The 17,739-nt window shown below is 45.4% G+C and carries 15 protein-coding genes; 6 read left to right on the forward strand and 9 right to left on the reverse strand.

What is annotated here, in order from left to right:
- Positions 1 to 474: a pyridoxamine 5'-phosphate oxidase family protein gene (locus BMW45_RS05020; protein ID WP_092241041.1), complete on the reverse strand. Its 474-nt coding sequence runs from the start codon at positions 472 to 474 to the stop codon at positions 1 to 3.
- Between the two features lie 114 nt (positions 475 to 588).
- Here BMW45_RS05020 and pdxR point away from each other — a divergent pair, with 114 nt between their 5' ends.
- Both pdxR and BMW45_RS05030 read left to right on the forward strand, forming a co-directional pair.
- Positions 589 to 1,995 carry a MocR-like pyridoxine biosynthesis transcription factor PdxR gene (gene pdxR / locus BMW45_RS05025; RefSeq protein ID WP_092241043.1) on the forward strand — a complete coding sequence of 469 codons (1,407 nt, stop codon included), beginning with the start codon at positions 589 to 591 and terminating at the stop codon, positions 1,993 to 1,995.
- A 312-nt stretch (positions 1,996 to 2,307) separates the two neighbouring features.
- The gene (locus BMW45_RS05030) at positions 2,308 to 3,411 is read left to right on the forward strand and encodes a glycerol dehydrogenase (RefSeq protein ID WP_092241045.1); all 1,104 of its coding nucleotides are present in this window, start codon (positions 2,308 to 2,310) and stop codon (positions 3,409 to 3,411) included.
- Positions 3,412 to 3,562: 151 nt separating this feature from the next.
- On the opposite strand, the gene BMW45_RS05035 is transcribed toward BMW45_RS05030, so the two are convergent.
- From BMW45_RS05035 to BMW45_RS05070, 8 genes are all read right to left on the reverse strand, one after another.
- Complete coding sequence (locus tag BMW45_RS05035) at positions 3,563 to 5,641, reverse strand: glycoside hydrolase family 31 protein (RefSeq protein WP_330390683.1); 2,079 nt, start codon at positions 5,639 to 5,641, stop codon at positions 3,563 to 3,565.
- A 31-nt stretch (positions 5,642 to 5,672) separates the two neighbouring features.
- Positions 5,673 to 6,320, reverse strand: coding sequence for a YesL family protein (locus tag BMW45_RS05040; protein WP_092241047.1), 648 nt, complete (start codon positions 6,318 to 6,320; stop codon positions 5,673 to 5,675).
- 77 nt (positions 6,321 to 6,397) lie between these two features.
- Positions 6,398 to 8,413, reverse strand: a complete 2,016-nt coding sequence (locus BMW45_RS05045) for a glycoside hydrolase family 31 protein (RefSeq protein WP_092241049.1) — start codon at positions 8,411 to 8,413, stop codon at positions 6,398 to 6,400.
- A gap of 10 nt (positions 8,414 to 8,423) precedes the next feature.
- Entirely contained in the window at positions 8,424 to 9,281 is an 858-nt protein-coding gene (locus BMW45_RS05050; protein WP_025230920.1) for a carbohydrate ABC transporter permease, read from the reverse strand.
- A gap of 1 nt (position 9,282) precedes the next feature.
- On the reverse strand, positions 9,283 to 10,185 hold the full coding sequence (locus tag BMW45_RS05055) for a carbohydrate ABC transporter permease (RefSeq protein WP_242882909.1): 903 nt from the start codon (positions 10,183 to 10,185) through the stop codon (positions 9,283 to 9,285).
- 90 nt (positions 10,186 to 10,275) lie between these two features.
- The gene (locus BMW45_RS05060) at positions 10,276 to 11,616 is read right to left on the reverse strand and encodes an ABC transporter substrate-binding protein (protein WP_092241051.1); all 1,341 of its coding nucleotides are present in this window, start codon (positions 11,614 to 11,616) and stop codon (positions 10,276 to 10,278) included.
- 246 nt (positions 11,617 to 11,862) lie between these two features.
- Positions 11,863 to 12,597, reverse strand: coding sequence for a response regulator transcription factor (locus tag BMW45_RS05065; RefSeq protein WP_092241053.1), 735 nt, complete (start codon positions 12,595 to 12,597; stop codon positions 11,863 to 11,865).
- A gap of 27 nt (positions 12,598 to 12,624) precedes the next feature.
- On the reverse strand, positions 12,625 to 14,430 hold the full coding sequence (locus BMW45_RS05070) for a cache domain-containing sensor histidine kinase (protein ID WP_166433279.1): 1,806 nt from the start codon (positions 14,428 to 14,430) through the stop codon (positions 12,625 to 12,627).
- Positions 14,431 to 14,668: 238 nt separating this feature from the next.
- Here BMW45_RS05070 and BMW45_RS29065 point away from each other — a divergent pair, with 238 nt between their 5' ends.
- The 4 genes from BMW45_RS29065 (at position 14,669) to tnpC (ending at position 17,373) form a co-directional block, all read left to right on the forward strand.
- Positions 14,669 to 14,854 (forward strand): tyrosine-type recombinase/integrase, encoded by a 186-nt coding sequence (locus BMW45_RS29065; protein ID WP_092241057.1) that lies wholly within the window; start codon positions 14,669 to 14,671, stop codon positions 14,852 to 14,854.
- 169 nt (positions 14,855 to 15,023) lie between these two features.
- A complete protein-coding gene (gene tnpA, locus BMW45_RS05080) occupies positions 15,024 to 15,398 on the forward strand; it encodes an IS66 family insertion sequence element accessory protein TnpA (RefSeq protein WP_092241060.1) in 375 nt (124 codons plus the stop codon).
- Positions 15,392 to 15,748, forward strand: coding sequence for an IS66 family insertion sequence element accessory protein TnpB (gene tnpB, locus BMW45_RS05085; RefSeq protein ID WP_092241062.1), 357 nt, complete (start codon positions 15,392 to 15,394; stop codon positions 15,746 to 15,748). Before tnpA ends, tnpB begins: the two co-directional genes overlap by 7 nt.
- Positions 15,749 to 15,834: 86 nt before the next feature.
- A complete protein-coding gene (gene tnpC / locus BMW45_RS05090) occupies positions 15,835 to 17,373 on the forward strand; it encodes an IS66 family transposase (protein WP_092241064.1) in 1,539 nt (512 codons plus the stop codon).
- Positions 17,374 to 17,739: the final 366 nt, after the last annotated feature.

Below are 17,739 nucleotides of genomic sequence, written 5' to 3' on the forward strand. Positions count from 1 at the left end.
TTAATCGTAGTATTTTCCTGTCATTTCAAGAATCTCTACCTGAATGACTGCTGTTCCTCTTACCATATTTTCAGGCAGCGTAGTCCCTGATAGGTGAGGGGTATATTTTTTTACGACCTCCATCAGAGCTTCCCTTTTCAGGTCAATATCATCCACCAAGGTAGCCATGCCAGAAAGTATCACACTTTCGTATTTTGTGTTGGTATCGCAAGCCTTGCCGTCCGGGTCAAGGAGTAAGTCTTGCATTTCATAAGCGGTGATACTTACATGAGGGTCTGCTTTAATGTTGTTAATTTTTTTACCCTTGGGTAAACCGTGCATATAAATAAAGCCATTGTGATAAACATGGTGCATTGGTATGACATACGGTGTACTATCCTCATTCAGCATAGCAAGACTACACGTTGCAGTCCGATTCAGCAAATCCTCCATCCTGTCCTTAGTCATCATATGTGTTTTCATTCTGTGTTGCATGATTTATTCCTCCATAATAAGATACTTTATTTCTTATCAAGTATATCGTATAATTGTATCTATCGAAAGCGACAATTATCAAATTTTTAATAGGTACAATCAAGGAGAGAACATATGTTAATCATAGACAGGCATTCAGATGAACCGTTATATATGCAAATTTATCATCAACTAAGGGACAAGATTATATCCGGAGAGTTATGCGAGGGAAGCATTCTCCCACCTATCAGAACATTGGCCAGTACACTCATAGTTGCAAAAAATACGGTTGACAGTGCATATCAGCAGCTTTGTTCCGAAGGTTATGTTCAAAGCAAGATTGGCAGCGGCTATAAGGTACAGAAGATAGCGATAAACAACCTTGCTCCGTCCCATATAAAACAAACTGACTTTGAAAAGCCCATTATACAGGAATTAGAAGAAACATTTACCATACAGTATGATTTCAAATACTGCAGACTTGATATTGAGAATTTCCCCCTTCGTATCTGGCGTAAACTGCTGAACCAGGTATTGCTATCCGATGAAATTGGGCATATCGCTGATTATCATGAGAAAAAGGGAGATTCAGCACTTCGGGTACAGATTATGAAATATCTCACCAACTCCAGAGGGGTTATTTGCCGCCCGGAACAAATTATTCTTTGCTCCGGAGCTATGTCAGCCCTGAGTTTAGTCTGCCAGTTGCTCATGCAGGAAACCAACATTGTCGCTGTGGAGGACCCCTGCTATGACAGTGCCAGAGAAACCTTCATCAATCATGGTTATGATGTGATGCCTATTGGATTGCAGGATGATGGCATTGATTTGATGAAACTCTCGGCTTCCGGTACGAAGCTAGTCTATACCACGCCCTCCCATCAGTTCCCAACAGGTATTGTCATGTCAATCAACAAACGGCTCAAGCTGTTAGAATGGGCGGAGCAGAATCACGCTTATATTATCGAGGACGATTATGACAGTGAGCTTCGTTATAACAGCAGACCAATCCCCTCTATCCATTCCCTCGACAAGAAAGAACATGTGATTTATGTCAACACCTTTTCCAAAGTGCTTGCTCCCGGCCTAAGAATGGGTTTTCTCGTTTTGCCGGAGGAATTACTGAAGCATTACCATGCTAACTTCTCAAATTATCATTGTTCTATTCCTTGGCTGGAGCAGAAAGTCATGTATCACTTTATCCAGCAGGGACATTGGAATCGGATGCTGAACAAATCCTCTGTATCCAATAAAAGAAAGCATGATATGTTAATCAGCACAATCCAAAGTCAGATGGCAGGGAGGGTAAACATCCATGGTAAAAATGCCGGTCTGCACATTCTGCTGGAGGTTCATAATGGGATGTCCGAAAAAGAACTCATTGCGTCAGCACAAAGGGCGGGGGTTGGAGTTTATCCGGTATCCGACTATTGGATGAACCTGCAAAGCTACTCGGATAATTTGGTTCTCATGGGATATAGCAGTTTATCAGAAGAGGAAATTGTGGACGGTATCACCCGGCTATCCTCCGCTTGGTTTTAGAATATACTGAAAATAAAAAACACTGCCAATAGAATAAATTAGCATTTGCGATGCTTGGAGTAGAAAAATCCCCCGGAGTACAAGAAACAAAATAAAGGGAATGCTATTGAACCAATCCTGGCAGAAGATCACGCTTAATAACCTATCTGAAAAACTGCTGATAGTCCTGGATCCCTAATATCCTTTGATAAAAAATTAACTATAATTACTTATCTGGATTGACATTTATGTATAATAAAAATATAATATATTATATCGATAAATAAATATCGATATAATATTATCAAACTAACAATCTAAGGAGGAATTAACATGGCTAATATAATTGGCAGCCCTGAACGCTACGTTCAAGGCAGAGGGATATTAGGTGAGCTATGTAAACATTTGCAAAATATAGGAAAGGCGCCCTTTATTTTAGTTAGCGAATCTGGTAAGGGACGTGTTAAAGATCCTATCGAAAAGAGTGCAAAAGAATATAATACAAAATTATCTTTCGAAATCTTTCAAGGTGAGTGCTCTCGTAATGAAATTGACCGCTTAGTGAACGTATATAAGGAATCTGGTTGTGATGTAGTTGTTGGAATTGGAGGAGGAAAGATCCACGATACAGCAAAAGCTCTTGCATTTTACGCAGAAGCTCCTGTAGTAATCGTTCCTACCATTGCCGGTACAGATGCTCCATGCAGTGCTTTATCAGTTATCTATACAGACGACGGCGCTTTTGAAGATTATCTTTTTCTTCCTAAAAATCCAAACATGGTTTTGGTCGATACTGAAGTAATTAGTTCTGCTCCGGCACGTTTACTTGTATCTGGCATGGGAGATGCATTGGCAACCTATTTTGAAGCCCGTGCATGTATGCAGTCAAACAGTCCTAACTTTATTGGCGGCTACTATACCATCACCTCTATGGCAATTGCCAGATTATGTTATGATACATTACTTGCTAACGGTATTCAGGCTCTTGTTTCTGCACAAGCGAAAGTATGTACAAAAGCACTGGAAAACATTGTTGAAGCAAATACATATCTTTCAGGTATTGGTTTTGAAAGCTGTGGTATCGCAGCAGCCCATGCGATTCATAATGGATTTACAGCTATCCATGAAACACATCAGTGTTACCATGGTGAGAAAGTGGCTTTTGGTACCTTAACTCAATTAGTACTTGAAAATGCTTCTCCGGAAGAATTTGAAGAAGTGATAAATTTTTGTTTAGATGTCGGATTGCCAACTACTCTGGAGGATCTTGGAATTCATGAGATTAAAATAGATGAAATAATGAAAGTTGCAGAATTAGCATGTAGCCCTAATGATACAATGGGAAACATGCCATTAACATTAACACCTGAAATAGTTTGTGATGCTATTATTGCTACAGATAAACTGGGGCACTATTTTAAAGCAAAGCGGCTTTAATTAAAGGCCCTTTACTGAAATAAATCTAAATCTTCCATTGTCTAAACGCATATGGAACTGAAAACAGGAGAGGAACGGTCATGATTTTTCTTAAATCGCTCCCCTCCCGGGTTTCATATAATGATTCAATTACTTTCAGGAAAAACTGGTTTTATGGTTCACAAACATCCAGAACGAATCCGTCCCGCACAAAGAGCGGCATCTGATCCAACGGCGTCTCTACCTCGATACTCTGACCGCCTTCCCACGTTTTCTTCGTCCAGACATTCATCCATACTGCGCCTTTTGGAAGGTAAACACCAATCTTATCAGCGCCTGCCTCCATAACCGGCACTACCATGACATTCGGGCCATACATATATTGATTTTCTGTCTCCCAGCACGCACAGTCCTCTGGGAAATCGTAGAACAGCGGCCTCATCACAGGGGTTCCTTTTTCATGAGCTTCCTTCATCAACTTCCGCGTATAGGGGCGCATATTTTCACGAATCCATAAGTACTTTTTACAAATTTCGTACACCTTATCACCATAGCTCCAGATCTCATTGGGCGCGCCAGACACGCATGCTGCCCCTCCGGTAGTCCCCTGCTGAGGCTGATACGGCATCCGATAACCGTGAAGCCGCATAACAGGGCAGAAGGTTCCATATTCAAACCAGCGTACCAACACCTCATGGAATTTCTCGTCGGTAATGTTGGCTCCAAAAAATCCTCCTATATCCGTGGTCCACCATGGAATACCCGCCAAACCCATGTTGAGTCCGGCTGCAACCTGATTTTTCATGCTGTCGAAGCTGGAATGTATATCGCCGGACCAAACCAGCGCCCCGTATTTCTGGCTGCCCGCCCAGGCACAGCGCAGAAGGTTTACCACATTCTCCTGTCCTTCCCCACGCATCCCTTCGAAGAAGGTCTTTGCGTACATCGCCGGGTAAATATTCCCGATCTGCACATTCGGCCCCAAATGATAGCGGTAGTTTTCAAAATCATAGACGGAGTATTCCGGTTCTGCTTCATCCAGCCAAAATATCTTTACACCTTTATTATAATAATTCTGTTTGCATTTCTTCCAGACGTAATCCCGCGCCTCAGGGTTTGTGGGGTCATACTGGATCGTGTTGCCCATATAGACATTGTCAATACGCACGCCCTTCTCCACCCGAGTCAGCAGACCCTTCGCCTTCATCTCCTCGAAATTCTCACTTAAATAATCGACCATTGGCCATACGGATACCATCAGTTCGATCCCCATATCATTCAGTTCCGTAATCATGCTGTCCGGGTCCGGCCAGTACGTAGGATCAAACCTCCAGTCCCCCTGTTTGGGCCAGTGGAAGAAGTCCACGACAATCACGTCGATGGGAAGCTCCCGTCTCTTATACTCTCTGGCGACCTCCAGAAGTTCCTCCTGCGTCTGATAGCGCAGCTTACACTGCCAGAATCCAAGACCATATTCCGGCATCATCGGCACCTTCCCCGCGGCGTTCGCATACGCCTCCTCAATCTCTGCAGGAGAGTCTCCCGCAGTAATCCAATAGTCCAGCTTTTTCGTGGACTTCGCTTCCCATGTGGTAATATTTCTGGCGAAATTAACACGCCCGACTGCCGGGTTATTCCACAGAAAACCATACCCCAGCGAGGAAAGGGCAAACGGTACACTGGCTTGGGAGTTTCGGTGCGCCAGTTCTAAATCTGCACCTTTCAAATCCAGAAAATCCTGCTGATACTGCCCCATCCCATAGATTTTCTCCTTAGGGTCAGATACAAAGCGCATTGTCAAGGTGTAATCCCCGCCGATAATTGGCTTAAATTCTCGAGCTTCAATCTCCAGGGAACTGCACGTATCGGCAAACATATCCTCCCGGTTGCGTACGTATTCTTCCAGAAGCAGTTCCCCTTTCTGGTTATAGAAAGAAAGCTTTCCAATATTATTGATAACCGCTTTAATTTTACCATTCGTGATTTCCGCCGTATAATCATGAATTGTCACCTTCGCTCCTGACAACTCCGGCTTTCCTTCCAGCGCCCAAAGTTCCTCGGGCATCTGCGCCATCTTTGACGCACGCACCCGCAGAGAATTGGTCCCCCACGGCTCCACAATTAAACGTTCCGCGTCATAGCGATAATAGAGCGCCCCGTCCTTCTCTTCAAAATACCCCAGTAAAAACCGGTTATCGGAGCGGAAATCTCCGGCTTTCTCCATTTTCTGCATCTCCTCTTTTTGGTCCATCTGCGTGATCCTCCTTTTACTCAACTGAATATTAATGATTTTTTTTACTCTGCGGTGTGTGTTCCGCCAGTATCGGTTCTATCAGACAATGGTATATCCTGTGGACAGGGGCCGGCAGAATCAGAACAAGCGGAAGACACCACCAGACAAGCATGACACTGACCGCTGTAACCAGTACCAGGAGTATGGTACGCGGTAAATGACGGAAACACATATAAATCGATACTTTCAGAATCCACCCCGCGGGCATGGAAAAACGGGAAAGAGCAGGAAATGCGTAAAGCTGCGTCCCTATTGCAAAAAGCAGGCATACACTATACAGAAGCAGCAGAAAAACAGCCCCGGCTCCCTCCATCTTTGCCGACACAATTCCAAGATTGAGCTGAAAAATGATAGCCGCAGCCGCAAGAATCCCCCACAGTCCGCAGGAAGGTTTGAAGTTCCACACAAAAGATTGAAAAAACACCTTCACTACATACCCCTCATCCTGCACTCCCTGTTTATGGACCGTATCATACATCGCCGTGGTAGAAGCACCGACGGTAATCACAGGCAAGCAGAACAGCAGCCAAAGCAGGTTAAGCGCCACCGTATCAAAGATCTTCTCCATGTAGTAAAAGTAGTCTCCTCCGTAGGAGAAGAACCCTTTGCTTCCAAACCTTTTTCTGCTTTTATCCATATCCTATCTCCTCTTTCATCTCTGCTTTCCACGGAGTCCCATGTGATACTCTTGCAATAATTCCCCGCAGCTTCGCATCACTTTGCGGTTTCGAACAGATAGTCCAACGTCCCTTCCTTTACGAACACCGGGATAGCGTTAATGGGGGCCGCGGCTATAATTTCCTTTCCCCCCTCATATACCAAAGCATCATTTAAGTTTTTCCAGCGGCCGGCCGGCAGATAGACCTTCCGCTCCGTCACAGCCTCGCAGAGAACCGGTGCAACCAGAACGTCCGGGCCGAATAAGTATTCATCCTCAATTTCCCAGCATCGGCCGTCTTTCGGATAGTCATAAAAAAGAGGACGCATCACTGGTGTTCCCTTTTCGTGGGCCTCCCGCATCAGTTCCGTAATATACGGCCGCATCTTCTCCCGCAGATTAATATATTTCCTGCAGACAGCGTAAATCTCTTCTCCATAGGACCAGATCTCATTCTCCGCTCCGCTGTTGTGTTTTCCCCCTCCGGCAGTACCGATCGGCTCCTTGATCGGTTCTCTGTATCCGTGCAGCCTCATGACAGGGCAGAAGGCGCCAAATTCAAACCAGCGCACAAACACTTCTCTAAATCCTTCGTCGTGTATATTACCTCCGTGAAATCCGCCAATGTCTGTCGTCCACCACGGAATTCCGGACAGTCCCATGTTGAGCCCGGCTGCCAGCTGGCTGCGCAGTGAGCGGAAAGATGAATCGATATCTCCCGACCACACCAGCGCCCCGTATTTCTGGCTTCCGGCCCATGCACAACGCAGCAGGCTCAATATGTTTTCCTGTCCCGCCTGCCGGAGGCCTTCATACGCCATTCTGGCATATTCCTTCGGATAAATATTACCTGTCTCTAAATCGGTTCCCTGATAATACCGGTAATGAGAGAACTGATATCCGGTAAATTCCGGCTCCGCCTCATCGAGCCAGAACAACTCAATTCCTTTGTCATAATAATTCCGGCGCAGTTTCTCCCACACGAAGCTGCGCGCGTCCGGATGCGTGGCGTCAAAAAATGCCGCATTTCCCAACTGACCGATCGCTTTTCCGTGCTCGCTGCGGACTAAATATCCTTCCCGGACCATCTTATGATAGTTCTCACTGCTTTCCTCAACGGTTGGCCAGACAGACACCATCAGCCTGACCCCCATCTCCTTCAGTTCACGCACCATGCCCTCAGGGTCGGGCCAGTAATCCTCATCAAATTTCCAGTCCCCCTGATTGGGCCAGTGAAAATAATCACAGACGATGACATCCAGTGGAATGCCCCTCTTCTTATACTCCCTCGCTACTTCCAAAAGCTCTTCCTGCGTCTGATAGCGCAGCTTGCACTGCCAGAAGCCCATGCCGTAATCCGGCATCATCGGTACCTTACCTACCGCATTGGCGTAAGCCTCCTCGATTTCAGCCGGAGTATCCCCGGCCACAATCCAGTAGTCCATTACCTTTGTGGACTCCGCCGTCCATTCCGTGATGTTCTTTCCGAATGTAACGCTGCCGATGGCTGGATTGTTCCACAAAAATCCGTAGCCGCGGCTGGAAAGTGCGAAGGGGATACTTGCCTGGGAATTGCGGTGCGCCAACTCAAGACGGCAGTTCTTCACATCCAGATACGGCTGCTGATACTGGCCCATGCCGTAGATTTTCTCTCCGTCACTCGGTTCAAACCGGACTTTTAGACGGTAATTATCCGTACCCGTGATTGGTTCAAAGGTCCTGGGATCAATTTCCAGAGCGCTGTTAAATTCCCCCTCAATCTCCTTCCGGAAACGGTTTCTGTCGTATTCCTCCAAAAGCAGCTCGCCTCTCCGGTTATAAAATTTTAACTTCCCGGTAGCCATCAGTTCACATCGAATGTTTCCATTTTCAATCCTGGCACCCATGCCGTCCAGCACGATGCTGATTTTTAATTCCTCATTTTCCGGTTCCAACAGAGCCGACCATTCTTCCTCCCTAATTGCAGAAAGTTGGGTAGCGCGGACCCTTAGGGCATTGGGCCCCCACGGCTCAATCTGCAGGATTTCTTTTTCCTGCCTCCTTATAACCGTATTTCCAATTTGTTTCAGCATTTCTTTCCTCCTATTCTTTGACCGCTCCGGCTGTTAAGCCGCTGACGATATATTTTTGCAGAAATACAAATAGCAGAACAACCGGTATGACAAGGATCGCGCCGTACGCCATGATACAGTTCCATTTTGTTCCGTATTTGCTCTGGAACTTATAGATATTGGCAGTCAGCGGACGCATCTCCGGCTTGACGTTAAAGGTCATGGAATAGACCAGGTCGTTCCAGCCATTCAAGAACGAGATAATTACCACCGTGATCACTCCGGTCTTGATCGCCGGTATCATGATAGAAAAAAATGAGCGGACCACGCCACAGCCGTCAATTCTTGCAGCGTCATCTAGGGACGTGGGAACCCCCTTGAAATACGGTCTCAGTGTCACCACAATAAATGGGATCGATCCCGAAGAGATTGCCAGCGCAGGGCCTAAATACGTACCCAAAAGACCGATTTTGTTGAAGATTAAATACATGGGAGTCAGCATCAGGGAGGCAGGCATCATCTGCGTCACCAGAAAGGCCAGCAGAAAGCCTTTGCTTCCCGGCACCTTATACCGCCCCATCCCATACGCCGTCGGCACACCGAAGCAGATAGAAATCGTCATAGACAGCAAGGCAATCAGGCAACTGTTCCTTAAAGAGCACAGGAAATCCTTGTCGGAGAAGTTCTTAATCCATGGCTCAAGCGTAAATGTGTGGGGATAATACGTCACTATTTTCCCGAAAGACTCCCCGTCTGTCTTGAAGGACATGGACAGTAGCCAGTAGATCGGGAAGAGGAAGATCACTGCAATTAATATTGCCAGCAGGCAGTTTAAAATATCTTTTCTGCCGCTGCTTGTACACACGGCATATCTGATTTTTTCTCCCATACTAATCATCCTCCTTTGTTATCAGCCGCAGATAGAACAATCCGATGACGAAGAGACAGGCAAACAGCACCATAGCCGCTGCAGAACCCAACGAAAATTCATATTTAGTAAATGACAGGCTATAAGCGTATGTCCCCAGGACGTCCGTGGCATTCAGCGGTCCGCCGCTTGTCATAATAAACATTAAATCAAACGCCTTAAAGGTATAGATAAATCCTAACATCAGTACTGCTAAAATAGAAGACTTCATAAGCGGGAGTGTTATGTATAAGAAACGCTGAATTTTGTTCGCCCCATCCATGGAAGCACTCTCATAAACATCCTGTGAAATTCCAGTCAGGCCCGAGGTCAGTAGCAGCATATTAAATGGAATGCCGACCCAGCAGTTGACCGCGATAACCGCGGTAAGAGCCGTGCTTCCTCCCACCAGCCATTCCACCGGCTGCTGAATCAATTCGATCTTTAAGAGCAGATCATTGATGACGCCCTCCGATACCCCGAATAAATTCTTTCCCAGCATGGCGGTGACAGACATCGGCATCATATATCCAACCAGAATTAATCCACGAATCGGCCCCGACAACGTAAATTGCTGGGAAAAGAACAGGGCGAACATGAATCCAATGGTGAACTGAATGACTAGACAGAACACCGTAAAAACAAACGTATTTTTTAAGACCAGTAAAAATGTAGGATCGTGGAACAGTGTGATATAATTCAAAAATCCCACAAATTCAGAGGTCCCCTTCGCAAAATTCTTAACGTTCGTGTTTTTCAAACTCAGAATTACGTTATAGACAAGCGGATAGCCAAGAATCAACATGACGTAAAAAAATCCAGGCAGAATAAAACCATAGCCCTCAAGCGTCTTCTTTTCGGCTATTGTCATCTTTTTTCTATTCAAGACCGCACACTCCTTTCTCTCAAACTTTTATGCCATTTTCATACAGGGGGCGCAGAAACGCCCCCTGTAACGATCATTTGCTACTGATTCCTATTTTGCAATAGGGACTTCAGCAAGAATTGGATCCACGATTCCTGCGGCCTGGGCCATGGCCTCCGTGCCCGTCTTCTCTCCCAGAAGCGAGGACTGCTCGGCCGTATAGATCGCTTCTGATATGGTCGGCCAGGACTCGTGAGGGCCTCGCGCTACCGCATAATCCATGGATTCATTGAATACCGCATATCGGGCGTCCTCCGTCCAGAAATCCTTCAGCTTTGTGGCGTCGCCCCTTACTGGCAGCTTTCCGGCAATCTCGCACCAGTCCGCGTTATTTTCCGCAGTCATCATATATTTTAAGAACTCCACGCACTCCTCTTTGGCTTCTGTACCGGTACAAACGCCGAAATTCTCTCCGCCGATAACCGAGGCGTTCTGCTTGCCCTTAGGAAGCATCGCGTACTGGTAATTACAGTCCAGCTTTACATCCCCGCTATCAAACTGAGCGATCTGCCAGGTACCGGACTCCAGCATCGCAGCTTTTCCCGCCGCAAAGGCGTTCAGCGCGTCCCCCTGTCCCCAGTTTACGACTTCCTTACTCATCAATCCTTCATTCACAAGCTTTGCGAGAAAATCGAGGGATTCGGCCGCCTCCGGGGAAGTGAGGGTCGTCACGTCTGCGCCCGCCGCATAGAGCCAGGGGATATACTGGAAGGTTCCCTCCTCATTGCCAACCGCACACATTGCAAATCCATATACGGAATCCGCCGGATTTGTGGTCGCTTTACACACCTCATAGAACTCGTCCCAGGTGGTCGGAGTCTCCTTGATCCCCGCAGCATTTAAGATATCCATATTGCAAAGCAGCGCCAGACAGTTGGAATTATTGGGAATACCGTGCAGCCTTCCTTCGGAATCCCGACAGCTGTTGAGAGGTCCCTCATAAAACTGGTCTAAATCCCCCCATGCCTTCAATTCGTCGTCGATATCTTCAAAAACTCCCAGAGATATATAGGAAGCCATGTCCGGAGAATCTACCATACCGATATCCGGGAGTTCCCCTGATACCGCGCCGATCGTGTACTGGTTCATCAGCTCATCCCGGGATACATACGTACATGTAATGTGGACATCATCCTGCAACTCGTTATATTTATCCGCGACCTTTTCCAAAGCTGCCGCCTCATGTTCGAAATAATGCCAGATGGATATCTCTTTTCGGTCTCCACTGCCTTTCGTTACTGCCTTTGCCTGCTCCGTACTTTTTCCTCCTGAAGCCGCGCTTGTCACGCCGTCGCTGCTGTTACTGCTTTTGCTGCCACATCCAACCAGCACTGCTGCTGCCAGCACCCCAGTTGTCAAAACCGCTGCCAACTTTCCCCAACCTGTTGTCATGTCTTATTTCCTCCTTTTCTGCCGCCGGATGTCTCCGGAATACTTTTTGTGACCGTCTCTTTATCGATATGACCATTATAAACAATCGCAGAAAAAAAATTAACCGATATCTTTAAGATTCGGCCCCATTTTTAAGATAAAATTTTAATATTTTAGCATGATTTTAATGTAACTTTCTCCAAATTTCCCCCATAAATCAGAAAATGGATCCCCTGTATCAGGAATCCATCTCTTCTCCTTGCACTGCTATCTTCTGTTTTCACGAATATATTCCCCTACGCTCATCCCTGTAGCATTCTTAAAAACCCGGTTATAATACTTCTCATCTACAAATCCTACTTTGAAAGGTACTTCCTCTCTCGGAATGTCACTGTGGAGATAGAGGGATTTTGCTATCTCAATACGGTAATTTCTCAGAAAATGTACGAAAGATTCTCCCATATTTTTGCTGAACAGCCCTGAAAAATATTCCGGGCTGATCCCCAAGTCATTTGCCATATCCTTCTGGTTCACGGGTGTCAAATATTCATTTTCAATCTTTCGCAATGCCTTTAAGATAATCGGATGGACTTCCGGATAGCACTCAGACAGACTTACCTTGCAGTTATCCTGTTCCCCCCTGTCGCGGACGGCTTCGAGAGCCTTTCGGATGTCTTCCATAATCAGCGGTTTTACAAGATACTCCGATACGCCGCACGTAATCGCCTGTCTTGCATATTCAAATTCCTCATAGGCGCTGATAATCACAAATTTTGTATCCATTCCCAGTTTCCGCACTTCTTTAATCAGTGTGAGTCCGTCCATAAATGGCATCTTAATGTCCGTAAATACTGCATCCGGTTTCACAGTCTTAATCAGCTCCAGAGCGCTTCTTCCGTTAGCTGCCTCTGCCACGATCTCATCTTCCTGGGAAATAGATAAGATAATATTCTTCAGTCCCCGTCTCGCCCGCTGTTCATCCTCAACAATCATCAGCTTCATGGCAATATACCTCCCCGCTTTTGCCTGTTATCTTTTTACTTCAGGGATAAAGAACCGGAACTCAGTCCCCTCCCCTTCTGCCGAAGTGACTTCCATCAAAATCCCGGCCCCATAAAACAGACGCATTCTGGCGGCCACATTCCGTATTCCGATTCCGATATCCTTCATCTCCACCCCTTCTTCCCCCGTCAGGACTTTCCGAATCCGCTCCAACTTATCCGGAGAGATACCGCAGCCATTATCCCTGATGGAAACAGTCAGCCGCTCCCCCTCTTTTCGGGCCTGAATGGACAGCGTCCCGCCGCTCTCTCTGCCTTCAAATCCGTGGAGGATGGCATTCTCCACAAATGGCTGAAGCATCAGCTTGCAGCAGCTCCAGTTGACACATTCTTCCGGGAACTCCACCTCATAATCAAAGACATCCTCAAGACGCGCCTTCTGCAGGAACAAATACTGCTCAATCCAAGCAAATTCCTGGTACATGTATACATTCTGGCACTTCTGGTCAAATGTATAACGCAGAATATTTGACAGCTTCTTTATCAGTTCTGAGACCTTAAAATTGCCGCACTCCATGGCCTCATAGTTGATTGTCCCTAGGGTATTGCACAGAAAATGAGCGTTGATCTGAGTCTCCAGGGCTTCCCGCTCCGCCTGATGCTGCCGTTCCATTGCTGTTATGCACAACTGATAATTCTTCTCCACCTCTTTTTCTTGCTTTACCAGTTTGTCAATCATATCGTTGTATCCTATGGCCAATTGCCAGATTTCGTGTTCGCCTTTCACAACAACCTTGTTGCGTAACTTTTCACTGCCAGAGGCGGTCAACTCCATAGCGGTCTCAATACTGCGCAGCGGCTTATTCACTTTTCTGATAATCAGATAAAATATCCCAGCCACCACAAGGAGAAGAAAGACATAAACTCCCATCCCCTGAGCAATAATTCCCATCACGCTTCTGTCTAACTGATCCTTATCAAGGGAAACATGCAGCTGCCAGTTCACCTTTTCCAGAGGTTTGTCCAGGATAAACAGCATTCCATCCTCTCGATACACCGACTCGGGTTTTCCCGTATATTCTGGATTGGAGTGGCAGATGATCCTTCCTCCCTCTTCCGTCACGTACGCCTGCGAGTATGTCCCCTCCTCCCCTGATAAAATATCCATAAAGGGCTGAAGCATATCGAGCCGAAAAGTCACGCAGAGCATCCCGTGCATCTTGGAAAAACTGTTCTCCTTACCAACAATCGGATAAAAAATATGGAATACCGGTTCTTTGTTCGTCGGATGACTGCCATGTTCCGTACTCACCAGATACTTAGGCACTACGCTGTCATTGGCCCGCTTATAGAGCTTCTTATACATCTCTTTTAAAAAACCGGAATCCTTCGGCCTCCACATGATGGCATCAATCTGATACAGACGATCATACTGATAGACTTCTCCCTCTTCCGAAGCAACGGAAATATTAATCACATTCTTGGAATAATTGGCCATGGTTGCAAAGGTTGCTTTCAGTATCATGAAATCCCTTTCCGGGTCTTCCCGTGTCCCCGTCAGCCGGCCGGCCAGATCATAAACAGCCGGGGCAACGGCAATCTGAACCCCCATATTGATATATTCCATCATAGTATAGTCAATATTCATCTGCATAGCGTCCAGCACAGCAGATTCCATCAGATGGTTCTTTTTCACCAGGAAATTCTCATAAGCCTTTCTCATATAGACCTGATAACAGAAAATAATCATCACCAGGGACATCATAAAAATAAAGCTTATCTGTATCCAGATATGGGTTCTTAAATAGTGCAAAAATAGTTTTATTCTGCTCATCCGTAGATTACCCGTTTCCTTTTTTCCTTTTTGAATACCGTATCCATTATCATATCTCAAGTGATATCTGCCTAAATTATAGGTCCGCCGGCCCACGGTTGTCAATACAGGCATATTCCGTCATGGAACAAATTTATGAAGAACGTATATCACATACAGGTAAAAATCCTACGTGACGGCCAGCCCCTGGCAACAGTAACCTTTAACCGCCGTTAAAAAATGCCGAAAAAAATTAGGCATTGAATACCGCTCCTCCCACAAGCTTCGCTTCTCCACCGCTTCCATTATGTACAAAAACGGAGTGGAAGACACTGAGCTTCAAAAACTCCTGGACCACACTAGCCTCAACATGACTCACCACTACCTCCGTAACATCACCACCCAGGAAGAAACAGCATCAAAAATGAGCGCAATCCTAGATTAATCATCCTCTAAAACACAAAAAATGCACACACAAACAAGCACAAACACCAAAAACACAGTAAGCGTCAAATAAGTCGGTGTGTATTTTTTTACTTTTAGTTGTGAGATAATAGCTCTAATTCTAAAAGTCTTAAGGAACTTAAGTACCTTAAGGGATTGGAGATTTATCTATGGATAGCTTAACAGTAGCGACTCATTCCCAAAAACTTAGCCTTTGGATAGAGCGGATTCAAAAATGCAGGGCAAGCAATCAGAAAGTGTCTGATTGGTGTACCGCTCATGATGTCAGTATAAAATCCTATTATTACTGGCTTCGCAAAATCAAGCATGAAGCGTTTGATACGATTCCTGCTGAAAGAAAACCTAAAGTTTCAACAGTTGTCTCCCATCCCTCCATGTTTGCTGAAGTTCCGTATGCAGTTGCCAAATCCAGCTCATCAACCGCTGTCATCATCAGAATTGGAAATATGACTCTGGAAATTCAAAATGGGGCAAACCAGGAAACAATCGAAAATACTCTTCGTACCATTAGGCATCTATGTTAGGCGACATTTCAAAGGCAGAACATATCTATCTTGCCTGCGGTTATACGGATATGCGCAAATCCATTGATAGCCTGTCCGCCATTGTACAACAGAACTTCAAACTTGATCCTTTTTCCAACAGCCTGTTTTTGTTCTGTGGCCGTAAATGCAACCGCATCAAAGCTCTCTTCTGGGAGGGCGATGGTTTTGTCTTACTTTATAAGAGACTTGAGAATGGAACTTTCCAGTGGCCCAGGACACAGGCTGAAGTGAGGCTAATATCGGGGCAGGAGTTCCGGTGGCTCATGGAAGGGCTGTCCATCAACCAACCAAAAGCAGTGAAAAAATCCTATCCAGAAATGATTATATAAAGTGCCGAAAAGTGCCGTATTTACTGGATTTTACGGCGCTTTTATGGTATAATTATGACAGTTAAAAAGCAAAGGGACTGTCATCAATGGCGCATAACAATCAGGTTGAAAATCTCGAAAACCGCATCGCTGAGTTAGAAAAAGAAAACCTTCTTCTTCACGAAAAGGTTGTTTTTCTGACCAGAAAACTTTATGGCAGGACTACGGAGCAGACATCATCTCTTGGACTCGAGGGACAGATGTCTCTTTTTGATGAAGCTGAAACCTCCTCGGACCCGAAGGCGGCAGAGCCAGATTTGAAAGATGTTGCGTCTTATCGCCGCCGCAAACACAAAGGGCAAAAAGAAGAACTGTTGAAGGATCTCCCCCATGAAAAGAAACTTTGTACTCTTGCGGAAGAAGACCGCTTCTGCGAAACCTGCGGCACTCCACTTGAATCTGTTGGGGAGGAATTCGTCCGTACTGAAATTGAATTTATTCCTGCTAAAGTGCGTGTCATCGATTATTACCATGAGACCTTTGAATGCAGAAAGTGCCGTAAGGAGGGAAAAGAATACATGGAGAAATCTCCAATGCCTTATCCGGTAATCCAACACTCTTATGCTTCCCCCGGAGCGGTTGCATGGGTCATTCATCAAAAGTATGAACTTGCTGTTCCTTTATACCGTCAGGAAAAGGAATGGGAAAGCCTCGGAGTAGCCTTAAGCCGTGCAACGATGTCAAACTGGATTCTTACCAGTTATCGGGACTGGCTTTCCCCGGTTGTTGGACTCCTTCATAAAAAACTATTAGAGCAGCAATACCTTCACATAGATGAAACACCCGTACAGGTCATGAATGAACCAAATCGAAAGAATACAACGGATTCTTATATGTGGGTATACTGCTCTATCAAAGGCTTTGAGCAGCCAATTCGCCAGTTCGTATATCAACCAGGGCGAAGCGGAAAATATCCTCAGGAATATCTGGAGGGATACCATGGATTCATTCATACCGATGCTTACAAAGGATATGAAAAAGTATCTGGTATTATCCGGTGCATCTGCTGGACCCATCTACGGAGATACTTTGTTGAAACTCTCCCCAAAGATGTAGACAGCCCAGAAGCAACCATTCCAGCTCAGGCAGTCAAATATATCAACCAACTTTTTGAGATTGAGAAAAAACTGGAAATCCTATCCCCCGTAGGGCGGAAAGAACAGCGTCTACTACAGGAAAAACCTGTACTGGATGCCTTTTGGTCATGGGTAAAAGAAATCTCACCTAAAGTACTTCCGAGTTCCAAACTGGGCAAAGCCTTTCAGTACGCGAATAACCAAAAAGATGGACTGTTGAATTATCTTCTTGATGGTAACTGCAGCATATCAAACAATCTGGCGGAGAACAGCATCCGGCCATTTACAATCGGCCGCAAGAACTGGCTGTTCTCAGGAAGTCCCAAAGGGGCAGAAGCAAGTGCAGGTATTTATACTTTAATTGAAACCGCCAAAGCCAATGGATTAAATCCATGGAAGTATATCCAATTCATTCTCAGCGATATTCCCGGAACTGCATTTCTTGAATATCCAGAATATCTGGAAGAATATATGCCATGGGATCCAATGGTTCAAAAACTTTGTCGCTAACAGACAACCTTCAATTATAAACAGAGGTTGTCTGTTTTTCTATACACCAACTTATTTGACGCTTACAAAACACAAAGTAAAAACCCCAGAAACCCTTATTTTATCAGGTTTCTGAGGCTTTCATAAGAGAGGCGACTACCAGATTTGAACTGGAGATCGCTCAAAAAACGTAGGAAAAAGGAGGGTTTGGCGTGCCGGGATGGGTTTGCGCAAGCGGGGGGCAAACAAACAGGCAATCTTTCTTGGATTAAGTACAAGCAAAATATTTAGCCAGAATAACAATAAAGAATTTACGTTGCTTGTAAAATAGCTCTGCAAAAATTTTATAATTATGAATTTCCGTTAGTTCTAAATTAAATATTATTA

Origin of the sequence: Lacrimispora sphenoides (assembly GCF_900105215.1) — a bacterium.
GTDB classification, from domain to species: domain Bacteria; phylum Bacillota; class Clostridia; order Lachnospirales; family Lachnospiraceae; genus Lacrimispora; species Lacrimispora sphenoides_A.